13 protein-coding genes are annotated in these 15,030 nt (G+C 69.4%); 4 read left to right on the top strand and 9 right to left on the bottom strand.

From position 1 onward, the window contains the following. Positions 1 to 42: 42 nt before the first annotated feature. The 5 genes from AB0H56_RS02905 to AB0H56_RS02885 all read right to left on the bottom strand — a co-directional run bounded on the left by AB0H56_RS02905 (position 43) and on the right by AB0H56_RS02885 (position 6,260). Positions 43 to 1,044 carry a GAF domain-containing protein gene (locus AB0H56_RS02905; protein WP_357156411.1) on the bottom strand — a complete coding sequence of 334 codons (1,002 nt, stop codon included), beginning with the start codon at positions 1,042 to 1,044 and terminating at the stop codon, positions 43 to 45. Continuing rightward, on the bottom strand, positions 1,041 to 2,858 hold the full coding sequence (locus AB0H56_RS02900) for an EAL domain-containing protein (protein ID WP_110039855.1): 1,818 nt from the start codon (positions 2,856 to 2,858) through the stop codon (positions 1,041 to 1,043). The genes AB0H56_RS02905 and AB0H56_RS02900 overlap by 4 nt, the downstream gene beginning before the upstream one ends. A gap of 68 nt (positions 2,859 to 2,926) precedes the next feature. Beyond that, entirely contained in the window at positions 2,927 to 5,071 is a 2,145-nt protein-coding gene (locus AB0H56_RS02895; protein WP_357156409.1) for an Rv1355c family protein, read from the bottom strand. Between the two features lie 308 nt (positions 5,072 to 5,379). Continuing rightward, complete coding sequence (locus tag AB0H56_RS02890) at positions 5,380 to 5,820, bottom strand: AraC family transcriptional regulator (RefSeq protein ID WP_357156407.1); 441 nt, start codon at positions 5,818 to 5,820, stop codon at positions 5,380 to 5,382. Continuing rightward, the gene (locus AB0H56_RS02885) at positions 5,817 to 6,260 is read right to left on the bottom strand and encodes a GyrI-like domain-containing protein (RefSeq protein ID WP_357156405.1); all 444 of its coding nucleotides are present in this window, start codon (positions 6,258 to 6,260) and stop codon (positions 5,817 to 5,819) included. The genes AB0H56_RS02890 and AB0H56_RS02885 overlap by 4 nt, the downstream gene beginning before the upstream one ends. A 225-nt stretch (positions 6,261 to 6,485) precedes the next feature. On the opposite strand from AB0H56_RS02885, the gene AB0H56_RS02880 reads away from it, so the two are divergent. Then, positions 6,486 to 8,747: a hypothetical protein gene (locus AB0H56_RS02880; protein ID WP_357156403.1), complete on the top strand. Its 2,262-nt coding sequence runs from the start codon at positions 6,486 to 6,488 to the stop codon at positions 8,745 to 8,747. A gap of 16 nt (positions 8,748 to 8,763) precedes the next feature. Here AB0H56_RS02880 and AB0H56_RS02875 read toward each other — a convergent pair whose 3' ends face one another. Further along, positions 8,764 to 9,693 (bottom strand): alpha/beta hydrolase family protein, encoded by a 930-nt coding sequence (locus AB0H56_RS02875; protein WP_244198416.1) that lies wholly within the window; start codon positions 9,691 to 9,693, stop codon positions 8,764 to 8,766. A 328-nt stretch (positions 9,694 to 10,021) separates the two neighbouring features. Between AB0H56_RS02875 and AB0H56_RS02870 the strand changes: the two genes are divergently transcribed. The 3 genes from AB0H56_RS02870 to AB0H56_RS02860 all read left to right on the top strand — a co-directional run bounded on the left by AB0H56_RS02870 (position 10,022) and on the right by AB0H56_RS02860 (position 12,673). Then, a complete protein-coding gene (locus AB0H56_RS02870; protein WP_357156401.1) occupies positions 10,022 to 11,494 on the top strand; it encodes an MDR family MFS transporter in 1,473 nt (490 codons plus the stop codon). Positions 11,495 to 11,949: 455 nt separating this feature from the next. After that, positions 11,950 to 12,231, top strand: a complete 282-nt coding sequence (locus AB0H56_RS02865) for a MafI family immunity protein (protein WP_357157835.1) — start codon at positions 11,950 to 11,952, stop codon at positions 12,229 to 12,231. Positions 12,232 to 12,247: 16 nt separating this feature from the next. After that, on the top strand, positions 12,248 to 12,673 hold the full coding sequence (locus AB0H56_RS02860; RefSeq protein ID WP_357157832.1) for a DUF3558 family protein: 426 nt from the start codon (positions 12,248 to 12,250) through the stop codon (positions 12,671 to 12,673). Between the two features lie 3 nt (positions 12,674 to 12,676). On the opposite strand, the gene AB0H56_RS02855 is transcribed toward AB0H56_RS02860, so the two are convergent. The 3 genes from AB0H56_RS02855 to AB0H56_RS02845 all read right to left on the bottom strand — a co-directional run bounded on the left by AB0H56_RS02855 (position 12,677) and on the right by AB0H56_RS02845 (position 14,887). After that, positions 12,677 to 12,880, bottom strand: coding sequence for a ferredoxin (locus tag AB0H56_RS02855; RefSeq protein ID WP_357156399.1), 204 nt, complete (start codon positions 12,878 to 12,880; stop codon positions 12,677 to 12,679). Further along, the gene (locus tag AB0H56_RS02850) at positions 12,877 to 14,100 is read right to left on the bottom strand and encodes a cytochrome P450 (protein ID WP_357156398.1); all 1,224 of its coding nucleotides are present in this window, start codon (positions 14,098 to 14,100) and stop codon (positions 12,877 to 12,879) included. The genes AB0H56_RS02855 and AB0H56_RS02850 overlap by 4 nt, the downstream gene beginning before the upstream one ends. Before the next feature lie 145 nt (positions 14,101 to 14,245). Further along, positions 14,246 to 14,887 (bottom strand): hypothetical protein, encoded by a 642-nt coding sequence (locus AB0H56_RS02845; RefSeq protein WP_357156396.1) that lies wholly within the window; start codon positions 14,885 to 14,887, stop codon positions 14,246 to 14,248. Positions 14,888 to 15,030: the final 143 nt, after the last annotated feature.

Below are 15,030 nucleotides of genomic sequence, written 5' to 3'. Positions count from 1 at the left end.
CCGGCCCGGACAACACGGGGTGAACAGCGGCGAAAGATGCGGCTAACCGGCACCGGGGTCCTCGGTCCACACCCGCAGCAGGCCGTGCCCGGAGGCCGCCGTGGCCAGCGACACGAGTTCGGCCATGGCGAGAATCCAGTCGCCGCCCGCGAAGCGCACCCGCAGGGTGAGCCGCTCGATCGCGCCGGGATCGCGCGCGACCACCGCGCAGGCGGCGCGCAACGCGGCCAGGTCGCCCGCGTCGATGATCGGCCGCTCCACCGCCCACGGCGCCAGCGGAGGCGGCGGCTCGACGACCCATTCGTAGATGATGGCGCTGGACAGGGTGATGACGCCGACCCCGACGTCCACCCGCTGGGAGACCGCGCGCAGCATCGCCAGCTCGGGATCCGAGACCGTCGTCTCCCAGCCGTGTTCGGGCAGCGCGTGCATCAACCCGCTCACCCGGCGCACCCGCGGCGCCGCCCTGGCGACCATCTGGAAGCCGCGCAGCACGTCGTCGTCGCCGAGCATGTCGACCACGCCCTGCCAGCAGCCACCCGGCTCGAGCGCCGTGGCCATCGCGAAGTACTCGACCCGGCCGTCGAAGCCGACCATCCGCCCGAAGGCGTCCGGGGGCGTACGCACCACTTTGACCTCGGCCGGATCGCGGGCGAAGATCAGCTCCTCCAGCCCGGGCCCGTGATAGGCGAGCTCGGAGTCGGCGGCCCAGTCCCACGCGCCGACGCGACGACGCGGCGGCACCGTGGCCTCGGCGTCGCCGATCCACACCTGGACACCGTGCACTCCGTCGAACGCGCAGCGGACCGGCTCGGCCACGACGAGCTGCCCATCGACCACCTCGCGCACGGACACCCGCTCCGCCCGGCACCGGAGCACGGCGTCGAACGCGAGTTCCGCCCGCTGCTTCCCGAGCTTGCGATGCAACCAGATCGGCCCCACCCACTGCCGTGCCTGCGCGCCCTCCGCGACGACGGTCGGCGCGAGGTCGTCGACGAGGGTCTCCAGCAGCAGCCAGTCGCCCGTCGCCGCCGGCGCGGTCAACTCGGGGCCACGCCGCGACCCGCGCGTGGGAGATCGAGGTCGAGCGGGATGCGTCCCTGCCGCAGCTGCGCTTCGACTTCCTCGGCGGGCATCGGGCGCGCGATGAGGAAACCCTGCGCGCGGTAGCAGCCGAGCCCGACCAGCGTCCTGGCCGCCATCGGCGTCTCGACGCCCTCGCCGACGACGCCGAGCCCGAAGGACCCGGCGAGGCCGATGATCGATTTCACGATGGCCAGGTCGTCGTTGCTGTCGCCGAGACGCTGCACGAAACCGCGATCGATCTTCACCGCGTCGACGGGCAGGGCCTTGAGGTGCGACAGCGAGCTGTAGCCGGTGCCGAAGTCGTCGATGGCGATCTGCACGCCCATCCGCTTGAGCCCGCGCAGGGTGAGCCGGGTGCGCACGAGGTCCTGCACGACGACGTGCTCGGTGATCTCGAGGCACACCGAGCTGCCGTCGATGCCGAACAGGCGCAGGATGTCGTCGATCCGCTCCACGAAGTCGGCGCTGACCAGCTGCACCGGCGACACGTTGATCCGCATCACCACATTGGCGGCCAGCCCGCGCCTGCGCCAGTCGGCGAACTGGGAGCAGGCCGAGCGGATGACCCAGCGGCCGAGCTCACCGGCCAGATTGGTGGCCTCGGCCACCGAGACGAACGCGCCGGGCGGCAACAGCCCGCGCGTGGGGTGCTGCCAGCGCACCAGCGCCTCCAGCGCCACGATCCGGCCGGTGCGCAGGTCGACCTCGGGCTGGTAGTGCAGGATCAGCGAGCCGTCCGACACCGCGCTGCGCAGGTTGAGCTCCACGTCGTCCTGGAGTTCGAACTGCGCGCGCATGGCGTCGGTGAACACCGCGACGCCGTTGCCGCCGCCGGACTTCGCCGACAGCAGCGCGTGGTCGGCGCGGCGCAGCACGTCCGACACCGAGGTCTCGCCCGGAATGCCGAGCGCGACGCCGACACTCACACCCCGGCTCACCGACTCCTGGCCGACCGAGACGCGGCGGCCGATGACCTGCTGGATCCGGGTGGCCTCCAGCTCGGCCGCGACCGCGTCCATGGTCGCCGCGGGCACGATGACGAATTCGTCGCCGCCGAGGCGGGCGATCATGTCGCCGGGTTCGAGGTTCTGTTCGAGCCTGCGCGCCAGCGTGCGGATGAAGTTGTCCCCCGCGCTGTGGCCGAGGAAGTCGTTGAGCGCCTTGAGGCGGTCGAGATCGAGGAAGAAGGTGGCGACCGGGCCCGCCTCGCCGGGACGCAGCCGCTCCTCCATGTACTCGAGCAGCGCGCGGCGGTTGGCCAGGCCGGTGAGATCGTCGTGTAAGGCGATGTAGCGCAACCGTTCCTCGGCCACCACGCGCGCCTGTAACTGGGCGAACAGCGCCGCGATAGCCTTGAGGACGTTGAGTTCGCGCTTGGTCCACTCGCGGTCGCCCATCTTCACGAACCCGAGGACACCGGTCGACTCGCCGCGCGAGACCAGCGGCACGCAGGCCATGGCCACCTCGGGGATACCCGAGGACTTGCGGATCGTCTCCTGGTAGTCGGCGCTGTCGCGGCTCGGCCGCACGATCAGCGGCTCGGTGGCGTATTCGAGGGCGGCGAAGACGGAGTCGGCGTGCTCGAACTCGACCGTGTGCAGCGGGTCGGGATCGGGGGCGTCGTCGCGATGCGGCCATTCGGCGACCAGCACCGTGGCCCGCTTGACGCGGTCGGTGTGGCGCAGGTAGCTGAAGTCGACGTCGAAGTGATCGACCAGCTCGGCGAGCACCCGCTCGCTCGCCGCCACCATGGTCGTGGCGTCGACACCCATCAACTCGGAGGCGACCTGGGTCACCAGTGAGTCGAGCGTTCGCCGAGGCACATTGTCTCCGATCCGCGCTATCCGTCGTTCCTACTGCCGGGCACCGGCAACCGTCGACTGCGAACACTCGCAGCCGCGGCGTAGCTCAGACGAAGAACCAATGCCACGTTCTCATCATCGGGTATCCCCAGCAGGTTGTGGAAATGCCTCTGAATCCCGGCAAGTGTATCTGTGAACTCGGGAGAAACGCTGCGCAAATCCTCCCACCCGCGCGCATAGAGGAACACCGGAGACACCGGCTGCACCGCGAGCCCCAGCAGTTGCGCCCGCAACCACACCCGTTCCACCGCGGCGCCCGCGCGCGCGTAGTCGGCCAGATCCGGGGCCTCACCGGCCCGCGCCCGGACGCAGATCGCGACAAGCGCCGAGCTGGACCGCACCCGGTCGACGGTGAATTCGCCCAGCGCCGAGCCCGCCGACCACTCACGCAACCGGTCCATCACATCGGTGCGGCGGCCGACCTGGAGCTTGGCCAGTTCGTCCGGGGCCGGGTCGAGGGTGCGCACGTCGATGCCGGTGCGCGGATCCTCACCCGGCCAGCGCAATTCGGCGTAGAGCTCTGCGTGCAGTTGCGGGGTCAGATAGCGGACGCGGTCGCTGGATCCGAGCAGTTCGGCTGCCTCGGCCAACCCGTCGACCCCGGTGACGGCGCGCACGGTGGCGTCCTCGGCTGCCGCGGCGGAGCGCAGCGCGGGCAGCACGGTCCCCGACAGCGGCGCCGCCGAGCCGAGCCTGCGGTTGGTCTGCCGGCTCAGCGCGAGGGGATAGTCGGCGGCCAGGTCGTTGTCGGTGCCCTCGGCGAGCCGCAGGCGGGCGAGCAGCGGCGTCGCGGGATCGTCGACGCGCAGTTCCGGCGTCCCGAGCAGCCCGAAGGCCGCCGCGGCGACCCTGGCGTTGTGCAGTGCGGCGCCGACGGCGACGGCGCTGCCACGCAACCCGACATCCAGCGCGGTCGTCGCGCCGGGCTCGAGCGCGATCTCCACCAGCCGGTCCGTGCCGCGCAACCGCCACGGTTGCGTGTTGCCGCCGGAGGGCGCCCGCTGCGCGCAGGACAGGATGGCCGCCAGCGGCTCGGTGGGCGGGGCCTCGACCGGGTCCTCGGGAGCGTCCACGCACTCCTCGGGGTGGCCCGGCTCGGCGAGCGAATCCAGCGCCGCCTCCAGATCGACCCTGGTGCGGCCGGAGGACAGCTTGGCGCCGAGCCCGATCCGGCGCACCGCGGCGCTCACGATGGCCGCGCCCAGTTGCACGTCGCTGCCGAGTTGCGGCCAGGTGGTGACGGTTTCGCCGACCTCGGCCAGGCTCGCCGCCATCCGCGCCGACAGCTGGCCGGGGTCGAGGATGCGCAGCACGTGCGGCGCCTTGGCCCTGGTGTCGAGGTCGGCGAGGTCGGCGCCGGTGGTGTCGCCGAGCAGGCCGTGGAAGGGCACCCGGCCGGGTTCGAGGTCGTAGCGTTCGACGTCGAACAGGCCGCGGTCGCTGGTGTCCATGAGCAGCGGGATCCGGCGCCGCCGCGCCGCCTCGCGGACCGCGAATTTGATGTCGAGCGAATCGCATTCCTCGACCACGATCGAGAGGCCGTCCACGAACGCGTCGACGGTCTCGCTGAGCACGCCCGCGGTCCAGATCTCGACGGGCAGGTACGGATCGAGCTCGGCGATCCGGCGGGCGGTCACCACGGATTTGTTGACGCCCACGTCGAACAGCCCGCCGGGCACCCGGTTCAGATTCGACAGCTCGATGGTGTCGAAGTCGGCCAGCCGCAGCCGTCCGCAGGAGGCCTCGAGCGCGAGGGTGAAGGCCACCGAATGGCCGACGCTCTGCCCGACGACGCCGACCGTGAGCCCGGCCAGTCGCCGCTGTTCGTCGCGGGTGAGTTTGTTGCGATTGCGGTCGAGCCGGATCGCGTGGAAGGCGGCCGGCCCGAGGAGGGCGACGAGCGTGTGCCGCCACGGGTAGTAGACCCAGCGCTCCTCGTCCGGGTCCAGGTCCGGCGGCGGGCCCGTGAGTTCGGACAGCTCGGTGCGCAGCCCGGCGCGCAGGTCGACGACGCGGACGCCGGCCGCGTCGGTCAGCTGCCGCAGGGTTGCCGCGTCGGCACGATCGGCCGGATCGAGCACGAGTGGGCGGTAGGCGTTGTCCGGTGAATCCTGTTCGATCATCGACGGGCCCGACCAAGGAACCGCGCCACCGCGACCCGTCCGTCGGTCGGGTGAACCCACCGCAACCCCGCGCCGTCGCGCGCTGCTTCGACAGCCATCGTGTTCCTACTCCGTGCTACGCGCCCGCGCGCGGTCCGCGTCCTACCGATGCCGACAGGTGCAGTATCCGCTATGCGATGGGTTTGCACCACAGGAGTGGCTAATTTTCCGGAAACATCTCGGGCGATGTGGAGTATTCGCAGGTCAGAACCGGTAAGGCGAAGGTAGGGGTGAAAATCCAGACCGGACGGTTCGAAATCAGCTAATAATCAGTTATCAACTGTGATGGAGACGAACAGTTCGACCGTGTCGGGACCGTGCCAGACCTCGATCTCCTCGCGATAGGCGCGCGAGATCTCCGCCGAGGCCGTGGCGTCGTCGACCTGCGCCCAGACGTCCTCCACCGGATCGTGGTAGTCACCGTTGGGCGCGAAGCGGGCGTAGACGCCCTTGGGGACGTACACCATGAGGTCACCGACCGGCACCTCGTCCGGCGCCGCGAATTGCCGCGCGACCAGCGCGTTCCAGTTGCCCGCCGGATCCGGTACGTAGACCGTGTGCAGCGGCTCGCCGCCCTCGGGCCGGTCGCGCAGGCGGTCCTTGAGGAACTCGATCAGGTCGCTGTTGCTCACCTTGAAGCTCGGATGCACGCGCGGTACCGCCAGGCCACCGTAGAGTGCGCCCGCGCGCACGACGATCGTGTAACTCATCGCGGATCTACCGCCAGGTACAGATCGATCTTGTAGGCGTGCGGATAGCACTCGAAATCACCGGTGTGCGTGCGCTTGATCTGGTTGTGTTCCTCGGCGTAGGCGATCTGGGTCCACAGATCCGTCATCACCTGCGGAAAGTTACCGACCGAGGAGAATCTGGCGTAGGTGCCGCGCGGCAGCCGCGCCGCCAGATGCCCGCGGGTGACCTGCTCGAACGAATCGCACCGGTAGCCGACGATCTGGGTGTTGTAGGTGCCGAGTTCCCCGGAGAAATCGGTATAGGCACTGGCGAGCGGGCCGCCGAGGTCCTGGTGGAGCACCGCGGACCAGGCGGCTTCGAGATCACGGTCGCGCAGCTCACCGAGCGCGCGCTTGGGACTGCGGACCGGCAGACCGGCCACCCAGGTTTCGTCCCGCTCGACGATTTCGAACTGCATTGATGACTCTCTCGAAGGGTCGGCTCGGTTGCGCCATGCTATCAATCACGATCCCCGACAGTGGTGACACACCGAGTTGTACTGAGTCCCACCTAACCACATCTGAGCTGGACAAACGTCCACCACCACGCGGCGACACCGCTTGGTATTGTCCGATTCACCTCCATGCCCTAGGCTCCCGCGCTCGTGTGGATACGCGCGGTAGCAGAGCCGCGAAAAGAAGTCGTGCGGTGGGCGATCATCGTCGTGATCGCCGTCCTGGCCGGGTATCTCGCGGTGCTGCTCGGCGATCATCGGCACTTCTACACCGACGACACCGAGGCGCAGTACGTGCCGATGTGGCAGCTGCTCGGCAACGAACTGCGGGCGGGCCGCTTCCCGGCGATGGTGCCGTGGGAATGGATGGCGGGCAACTACAGCCTCGAGGAGGCCGGGCTCTACAACCCGGCGCAGCTGCTCGTCTACCTGCTCGCCCCCTCGTTCGACGATCTCGCCCTCTACGCGACCGCGGTGAAGTTCGTGTTCTCCGCGATCGCCGCGCTCGGCGTGTTCCGGATCTGCCTGGCCTACGGCGCCAAGGCGCCGCTGGCGGCGGTGGCAGGCGTGGCGTTCCCGTTCAGCGGCTGGTTCCTGTTCTTCGACGAGGCCAGCTGGTTCACCTCGCAGACCGGCACCGCCTGGCTCGTACACGCCTGGGCCTCGGCCGTGCTCTACGCGCGCGGGCCCCGGCTGCGCGGTCAGCGGCCGGAGGCGGTAGCGGAGTGTGACCACGCAGGCCGCCCGGGCAGCCGCATCGGATACAGCGGCCCGATCCCGCTGTTCGTGTTCCTGTACCTGGCGCTGACCATCCAATACGCCTTCCCCGCCGTCGAATCCGGGCTCATGATCGCCGCCGTCGCCGCGGGTGAGTACCTGTACCAGCGCCGGTGGGCGCCGGTGCTGCGGGTGCTCACCGCGTCCGGTCTCGCCGCGCTGGCCTCGCTGGTCGCCAACCTGCCGATCCTGCTGTCCTCCCAGGCCACCTGGCGCGGCGACGTGTCGACCATCCACAACGACCCCTTCCTGACCGTGCCCTGGTCGGAATCGCTCAATGCCAGCCTGCCGAGCACGGTGCCCGCGTTCACCGCCTGGTGGGGCCATGTGCAGCCGTTGCCGATGGTCTACATCGCCTGGTTCGTGATCCCGGCGCTGGCCTTCATCGACTGGAAGGCCGCCGCCCGCGCGGCCGCCGAATGGAGCGGCATCGCGCTGTTCGCCGTCGCCACGCTGATGTGGACGGCGGGCCCCGGCGCGATCGGCCCGCTGCGCTGGCCCGCGCGAGTGCTGCCGATGCTGGCGATCGCGCTGCTGGTGCTGGTGTGTGTGCTGCTCAGCCGCTACGGCGTGTTCGATTCCTCGCGGCGGCGCTACGCGGCGGCGGGCGTGCTGATCGGCCTGCTGTTCCTGCGATCCTTCTCCGCCGCACCGAAACTCCTCGACCGGCATGTGCTCGGCGTCGCGGTCGTGGTCGCGCTCGGTGCGGCCGCGCTGTGGCTGGCGCGCACGCGCGGCGTCGCCGCGGCCGCCGCGCTGACCATCGTCGCCACCGGACCCATCGCCTTCGCGCAGGTGGCGGCGGCGCCGACGACCCCGCTGTCCTACGGCTTCCCCGAGCGTCGTTCGGAGATGACCGCCGCCTTCCCCGATTTCGGCGGCCGCACACTGCAATTGGCGGACCGGATCGCGGTGCGCGACGACGAGCGCACGCTGGCGGGCACCTACGGGTCGATCGCGCTCGGCAGCTATGCCAAGAACCTCGGCCTGCAGTACGTCAACGGCTACACACCCGTCGGCCACGCGGCCTTCGCCGGCCTGCTCTGCATGGCGTGGGACGGCGGCACCTGCCCCGACGCCTACCGCAGGGTCTTCGCGGTCGAACCGTCGACCGATACACCGATCGTCGACCTGATGCGCCTGGATCGTGTTGTCCTGCAACGCGCCCAGTACCCCGACGCCGGTCAGAAGCCCGCGCCCGCGGGCTGGAAGTTCGTCAACTATCCGTGCCACGAACACCAGATCTGGGTGCTCGAGCGAGTGAACCCGCTGCCCTCCCCCGGTGACCTGATCGCCCACGAGTCGGGCGTGCACGCCACCGTGATGGCCGAGGGCGGGCTGACCAACCGCGCCACGGTCTCCTCGGGCACCGGCGGCCGAATCGTGCTGTCCCGCTTGGCCTGGCCGGGCTACCACGCGACGCTCGGCGGCCAGGAGATCCCGGTGCGCGCCGTCGCCGGGACCTTCGTCGCGGTCGACATCCCGCCGGGCAAGCGCAATGCCGAGCTGGTCGTCACGTGGCGCCCGCCCGGCCTGTCGATCAGCCTGCCGAGCGCGGTGCTCGCGCTCGTCGGAATCGCCCTGCTGCAGTGGTGGTTCCGGCGCAGCGGACGCGACGAACGGCGCGGCGCCGAGCCGGTGGCTCAGCCCGCGCCGGTCGCCGTCGAATCCTGAACGCGCGCGGCCTGATTCAGGCGCCGATGCGCGCGGCCAGGTGCGGCCACGCCTCGTGCAGGTCGGTCTCGAACTGCCCCCAGGTGTGCGAACCGGTGGGCCGGTGGACGTGCGTGGCGGGAATGCCGAGCTGGGCGAGGCGGCCGGCGAAGGCGGCGGTGCAGGCGCCCGCGATGGCCTCCACCGGCGGCATCGGCAGGCCGTGATCGTTGGGGCCGGGAATGCCGGTGGCCGCGGCGAGGAAGATCGTCTTGCCCGCGAGCCTGCCCGCGTTGGCGAACACGTCGTGGGCGCGCCAGCCCGGTCCGCCGGGCAGGCCCCACATGTTGCCCGGGTTGCCACCGCCGCGAACGGCGACGGCGCTGGCCAGCCCGATCCCGGCCGGATCCGCCGACCAGGGGCAGCCGCTCAGCGCCGCGACCGCGTCGAAGCGCGGGCCGCCCTGGATGGTCAGGTCCAGCGCGGAGGCCGCGCTCATCGACACCCCGACGATGGCGTTGCGACCGCTGGCACCGAGCGCGCCGTCGATCACCTCGGGCAGTTCCTGGGTCAGGTAGGTCTCCCAGCGCGGGCGGCCGAGGCTCGGATCCTCGGAGATCCAGTCGGTGTAGAGGGTGAACGCGCCGCCCACCGGCATCACCACGTTGACGAACTTGTCGGCGAAGAAGCCACGCACGTCGGTGTCGTCCCACCAGGAGATCCCGTCGGCGCCGCCCCCGGCGCCGGTGAGCAGATACACCGTCGGCGCGCCGGCGCCCGCCGCCTTGATCACCCGGTTCTGGATCACCCGGCCCATCGCCGGGGAGTACACATCGAGCTGGACCGCGCGGCCGCCCAACGGCACCTCTCCCGCGACCCGCGCGCCGGGATCGGCATTCGCGTTGGCGCCGCCGAGCACGGCGACGAGAGCACACACCACAGCAAGCCACAGTCTCGATGCAGTCACCACCCCGGTATACCCCGCGACGTGGGTGCGGACACCCCGCCACGCCCCGGCTCTACGGCTTCGACACCGAGGGTGACCAGGGTCACCGACGGATTCGAGACACGGACAATGACGTACACCACCTGCGGATATCGGTCATGCGTCACAGATACCCGGATCGAAAATGAGGTGATTCCTGTCGGTGGGGACCGGAATACTGGCCCGCGCCCGATGAGTTGGAACGACGAACCCCGTCTCTGCTCATGAGGTGCCGAGGACCCACCGTCTGTGACTCGGCATCGGGCCGCCACGCGCCCCGCCCCAATCGTTGCCCATGGAGGTACCCCCGATGCCAGCCGATCTCTCCACACCGAAGAAGGGTGGGACACCGCTCGTCATCCGGGTACTCGTCCTCGCGACCTTCGTGGTGATCCTCAACGAGACCATCATGATCAACGCCATCCCCCGGTTGATGGCCGATCTGCACGTCACCGAGGTGGCCGCGCAGTGGGTCTCCACCGCGTTCATGCTCACGATGGCCGCCATCATCCCCACCACCGGCTGGTTCCTGCAGCGGGTCAGCACCAGGCAGGCCTACGCGACCGCGATGGGCGTGTTCATCGCGGGCACCGTCATCTCGGCGCTGGCCCCGACCTTCGCCGTGCTGCTGATCGGCCGGATCATCCAGGCCGGTGGCACCGCGGTGATGATGCCGCTGCTGATGACCACGCTGATGACCGTGGTCGCCGAGCAGGACCGCGGCAAGGTGATGGGCAACGTCACCCTGGCCATCTCGGTCGCCCCGGCGATGGGCCCGGTCATCTCCGGCCTGATCCTGCAGGTCGCCTCGTGGCGCTGGCTGTTCGTGATCATGCTGCCGATCGCCGGGGTGGTCACCTGGCTGGGCCTGCGGCAGCTGGAGAACGTCGGTGAGCCGGAGGCCGGTTCGATCGACGTGCTCAGCGTCGCGCTGGCCGCGCTCGGCTTCGGCGGACTCGTCTACGGCCTGAGCCAGTTCCACGGCGGCAGCTACACCACCGCGAGCCTGATCGTCGCGGGCGGTGTGGTGCTGGTGGCCGCGTTCGCCCTGCGCCAGCTCCAGTTGCAGCGCAACGGCACTCCGCTGCTCGACCTGCGGGTGTTCCTGTCGGGCACCTACGCCAAGGCGCTGGTGCTGATGGCCGTCGCGTTCCTGGCGATGATGGGGTCGATGATCCTGCTGCCGCTGTACCTGCAGAACCTGCGGCAGCTGAGCCCGCTGGAGACCGGCCTGCTCGTGATGCCCGGTGGTCTGGCGATGGGTCTGCTCGGCCCGACCGTCGGCAAACTGTTCGACAAGTTCGGCGGCCGCGTGCTGGTGATCCCCGGTTCCATCGGCATCGCGGTCTCGCTGGCCGGATTCACCCAGATCTCGCTGTCCATGCCGTACTGGCAGCTGCTCGGCCTGCACATCCTGCTGATGGTCTCCCTGGCCGCGGCGTTCACCCCGGTGTTCACCCTCGGCCTCGGCGCCCTGCCGATGCACCTGTACTCGCACGGCAGCTCGATGCTGGGCACCCTGCAGCAGGTCGCGGCGGCCTTCGGCACCGCGCTGGTGGTGACGGTCATGTCCGCCCGCAGCACCTCGCTCATCGACGAGGGCACCGACCCGACGACCGCCGCCCTCGACGGTATGCGCCTGGCCTTCCTGGTCTCGGCCGCCCTGGCCCTGATCGTCATCGCCATGGCCATCCTGCTCCCCAACCGCTCCGCCAACCCCCACGGAGCGCACGGCGCCCAGGACGCCGAAGAGCCGTCGGCCCCTGAGCTCGTCAAGAGCTGACGCCTGGATCGGAAGTCCCCTGGTCACTCGCGGTGACCAGGGGACTTTTGCACCCCTTGCTCCGCATGCGTAGTCCGGGGCGGCGGTTCCTCCCCGGACGTAAGCCATGAGTAATGACAGAAATGTAGGAGACCTGAAGCGACTGCGACAGAATTGGTGACGTCGAGACGCGTCAGAGAGTGAGATCGCGGGATGTTCAGCTAGCCAAATTGAAGCTATATCTTCCAGCGCCGGTTCTACCGGGTCGCGAGATGGCGTTCTTATCGAGGTTATCGTGGATCAGTCGGGTAGCATCGTCACAGGGTATTCGGAAAACGCTCCGGGCGTAAATAAGAACGACGAAAATGGCAACCCGATCAAGTAAAGTTAGGCGACAACCGGATTCCGATGATAGGCCGAGCGCGAGGCGTATGAGGCAACAACTCACTCCGGAGCAGAAGGCCCGATATGTGAAGATGGGCAACGATTCCACGGCCCTACTAGAACGGTTCGCGAACCGTCTGCGGCCCGAAGTTTTGGCGCAGTGCCAAACTTACAGCGAAGTTGGTGAGTGGACATTACTGATTGACAATCTATGCGCCAGCCTGGTGAAGGACAAAATTTCTATCAGTCCGACCGAGCGTGATGCGCTGGCTGATCTGATGGCATTGTTCGGGAACCCAAACGAAAATTCGTATATGGTGTATATCGATAGTTATGAGCGCGTGTTGGAAGAGCTGAACGTTAGCCCTAAGTAGATGTAAATGGAACCGCCTGATCCCGGCGACCGGATGCGGGACGTCCGACGGGGAAGGTGCGTCGGGAACCAGCACGGCGAGTGGGCAGGCGACGGCTTCCGAGGTGCCCGCAGGGTTCGATCCGTGCAAGGACAATCCGAAGTCGGTGCTGGATTCGGAGGGGTTGCACAAGGCCAGCTCGAACAACAACGCGGACTATGACGGCGCGGGCGGGACCAAATGGCGCGGGTGCAGTTGGGTGATGTCGAACGGCTACACGGCAGGCATCACCACGACCAACCTGACGGTCGACAAGGTGGCGACGCGCCCGCCGCGACGAGTCCGCACTCCTGAACGGGTCAAGGTCCGCCCCGCCACCACCCCCGATCTCACGGCCGGCTTCACCGGCTGGATCGACCGCACCCACCGCCGCCTGCGCGAAGCCGAACCGGCCGAGTGGTGAGGGTCAGGACTCGTCGAGGGTGAGGGCCCCTGACGGGCAGGTTTCCACCGCTTCGCGGACCGCGGCGTGGTCCGTAGCCGGGGTGGGGTCGAGCAGGAGCACTCTGCCGTCGGTGTCGTCCTGGTCGAAGACCGTGCCCGCGAGCAGGGCGCACATGCCCGCGGCGATGCAGCGGTCCCGGTCGGCCGTGACGCGGATCGTGGTCACGGCTGAACCTCCCAGGTGACGGGCAGTTCGTGGACGCCGTAGATGTTCATGTCGGAGCGCAGCGGCACCTCGTCGGCGAGCACGGCCAGCTCGAGGGTCGGGAAGCGGCGCAGCAGGCCGGCGAAACCGGCGCGCATCTCGATGCGGGCCAGCTGCTGGCCGAGGCACTGGTGCACGCCGTGGCCGAACGAGACGTGGCCGCGGGCGGTGCGGCGCACGTCGAGGGCGTCGGGGTCGTCGAAGCGCAGCGGGTCGCGATTTGCGGCCAGCAGGGAGACGACGACAGTCGAGCCCGCGGTGATCGTCTCGCCGCACAGTCCGATGTCCTCGGTGGCGTAGCGGTAGAAGATGTCGGCGACCGAGAGGTAGCGCATGAGCTCCTCGACGGCGCCCGGCATCAGCTCGGCGTCGGCGCGCAGGGCGGCCAGCTGGTCGGGGTGCTCGAGCAGCGCGAAAGTGCCGAGCGCCAACATGTTCGCGGTGGTCTCGTGGCCGGCCAGCAAGAGCAGGAAGGCGATGCCGACCAGTTCCTCGATGCCCAGGTCCTCGTCACGGGCCAGATCGGACAGGATGTCCTCGGTCGGTTCGGCGCGTTTGTGGGTGACCAGGCCGGCCAGGTAGGTGGTCATCGCGCCGTAGGCGGCCATCTTCTCGTCCAGTTCCTGGTCCCGGACCAGGAACTTGGCGGTGTTGTCCTGGAAGGTGGCGCGGTCTTCGTAAGGGACACCGAGCAATTCGCAGATCACCAGCGAGGGCACCGGCAGCGCGAACGCGGTGACCAGGTCGACCGGCGGCGCCATCGCGGCCATCTCGTCGAGCTGGCGTTCGACGACCTCGGCGATGTGCTCCTCGAGCTGGCGCATCCGCCGGACGGTGAAGGTGCCGGTGAGCTTGCGCCGCAGCCGGGTGTGGTCCGGCGGGTCCATGGCGATGAACAGGCCGGGGATCTGCGGCGACGGCTCGGTCTGCGCGGGCATGCCCGGCGTCTCGTAGGGCACGTGGACGATGCCGAGGTCCTGGCGCGAACTGAATCGGGTGTCGGCCATCAGCGTGCGCACCGCCTCGTAGCCGGTGACGAGCCAGCCCTCGTGCCCGTCGGGGAAACGCAGCGGACTGACGGGGCGAGCCTCGCGCAATGCGGTGATCGCGCGGGGCGGGTCGAACGGTCCGGCGTCGCGATCCTGCGGAAGGCCTTGCGGGACAGGGTGTGTGGCGTTCATGAGTGGTCCTTTGCCGAGAGGAGTCGCGGTGTGTTGTCGAGAACTGTGGCCCGCGTGGCTGACACCGACCTGATACGGCGCTGACATCGGGTCCGGCGAAAGCACGGGCCGCGCGCGGATCGGGCGCGGCCCGTGGCGGTCACGCTCACGCGGCGACGGTGTGCCGGATGGTGATGTCGCCCGAGGAGGTTCGCGCGATGACGCGCACCAGGTCGTCAGAGGGCGCGGCGACGACAGCGTCCATCAGGTTGCGCACGGTGCCGAGCGTGGTGGTGGTCTCCAGGCGCACCGAGCTGCCGGGGCGGATGCCCACTTCGAGCTCACCCGCGGCCGCTTCCAGCCGCAGTTCGCCGCGCGCCGCCTCGCCGATGCGGATGTCGCCCTTGGCGGTCTTGGCGGTCACCGAGCCCAGCGGGCGCTCGATGACGATGTCACCGAGGGAGACCGACAGGTCGCACGCGCCGAGCTCGCCCATGCCGAGCACCTGGCCGACGCCGACCGTGCCGGTCAGCCGGGAGCCGGTGGGGACGGCGATGCTGACCTCGATCGACGGATTGCCGCCGAACGGGGTGCTGGTGCGCCAGGACTTCGGGGTCACGACCGTGAGGACGCCGTCGGCGAAGTCGACCACGGTCTGCTCGGCGGCGCGCACGTCGGCCTTCTTGCCGGGATCGGCGGGCGCGACCTGGACGACGGCGTCGGCCCGATCGGAGGCGATCACCGTGACGCCCGCGGACAGGACATCGATGGCGACGGCGATCGGGGCGGCGGTCGGGAAGGTGTACATCGTGGGCTCCTCGGTGGGTGCTGTTCGGTTGATGGCACTACTGTCGCGGGCCCCGCTGATACCGGCCTGACACGAACCTGACGCCCGCGCTGACACCGGCGCGGCCGAACTCGGACAGCTGTCCACCACGGCGGGCGTGCCGT

It is taken from the genome of Nocardia sp. NPDC050717 (genome assembly GCF_040654275.1).
Taxonomy (GTDB): Bacteria; Actinomycetota; Actinomycetes; order Mycobacteriales; family Mycobacteriaceae; genus Nocardia.
This window is presented reverse-complemented; position numbering and strand designations above follow the sequence as displayed.

What these genes read in the sequence shown, in the direction of transcription:
- AB0H56_RS02900 (WP_110039855.1), bottom strand. Translation starts at nt 2,858, where the DNA reads ATGGGTGTCGACGCCACGACCATGGTGGCGGCGAGCGAGCGGGTGCTC.
- AB0H56_RS02895 (WP_357156409.1), bottom strand. Translation starts at nt 5,071, where the DNA reads ATGATCGAACAGGATTCACCGGACAACGCCTACCGCCCACTCGTGCTC.
- AB0H56_RS02890 (WP_357156407.1), bottom strand. Translation starts at nt 5,820, where the DNA reads ATGAGTTACACGATCGTCGTGCGCGCGGGCGCACTCTACGGTGGCCTG.
- AB0H56_RS02885 (WP_357156405.1), bottom strand. Translation starts at nt 6,260, where the DNA reads ATGCAGTTCGAAATCGTCGAGCGGGACGAAACCTGGGTGGCCGGTCTG.
- AB0H56_RS02870 (WP_357156401.1), top strand. Translation starts at nt 10,022, where the DNA reads ATGCCAGCCGATCTCTCCACACCGAAGAAGGGTGGGACACCGCTCGTC.
- AB0H56_RS02865 (WP_357157835.1), top strand. Translation starts at nt 11,950, where the DNA reads ATGGGCAACGATTCCACGGCCCTACTAGAACGGTTCGCGAACCGTCTG.
- AB0H56_RS02850 (WP_357156398.1), bottom strand. Translation starts at nt 14,100, where the DNA reads ATGAACGCCACACACCCTGTCCCGCAAGGCCTTCCGCAGGATCGCGAC.
- AB0H56_RS02845 (WP_357156396.1), bottom strand. Translation starts at nt 14,887, where the DNA reads ATGTACACCTTCCCGACCGCCGCCCCGATCGCCGTCGCCATCGATGTC.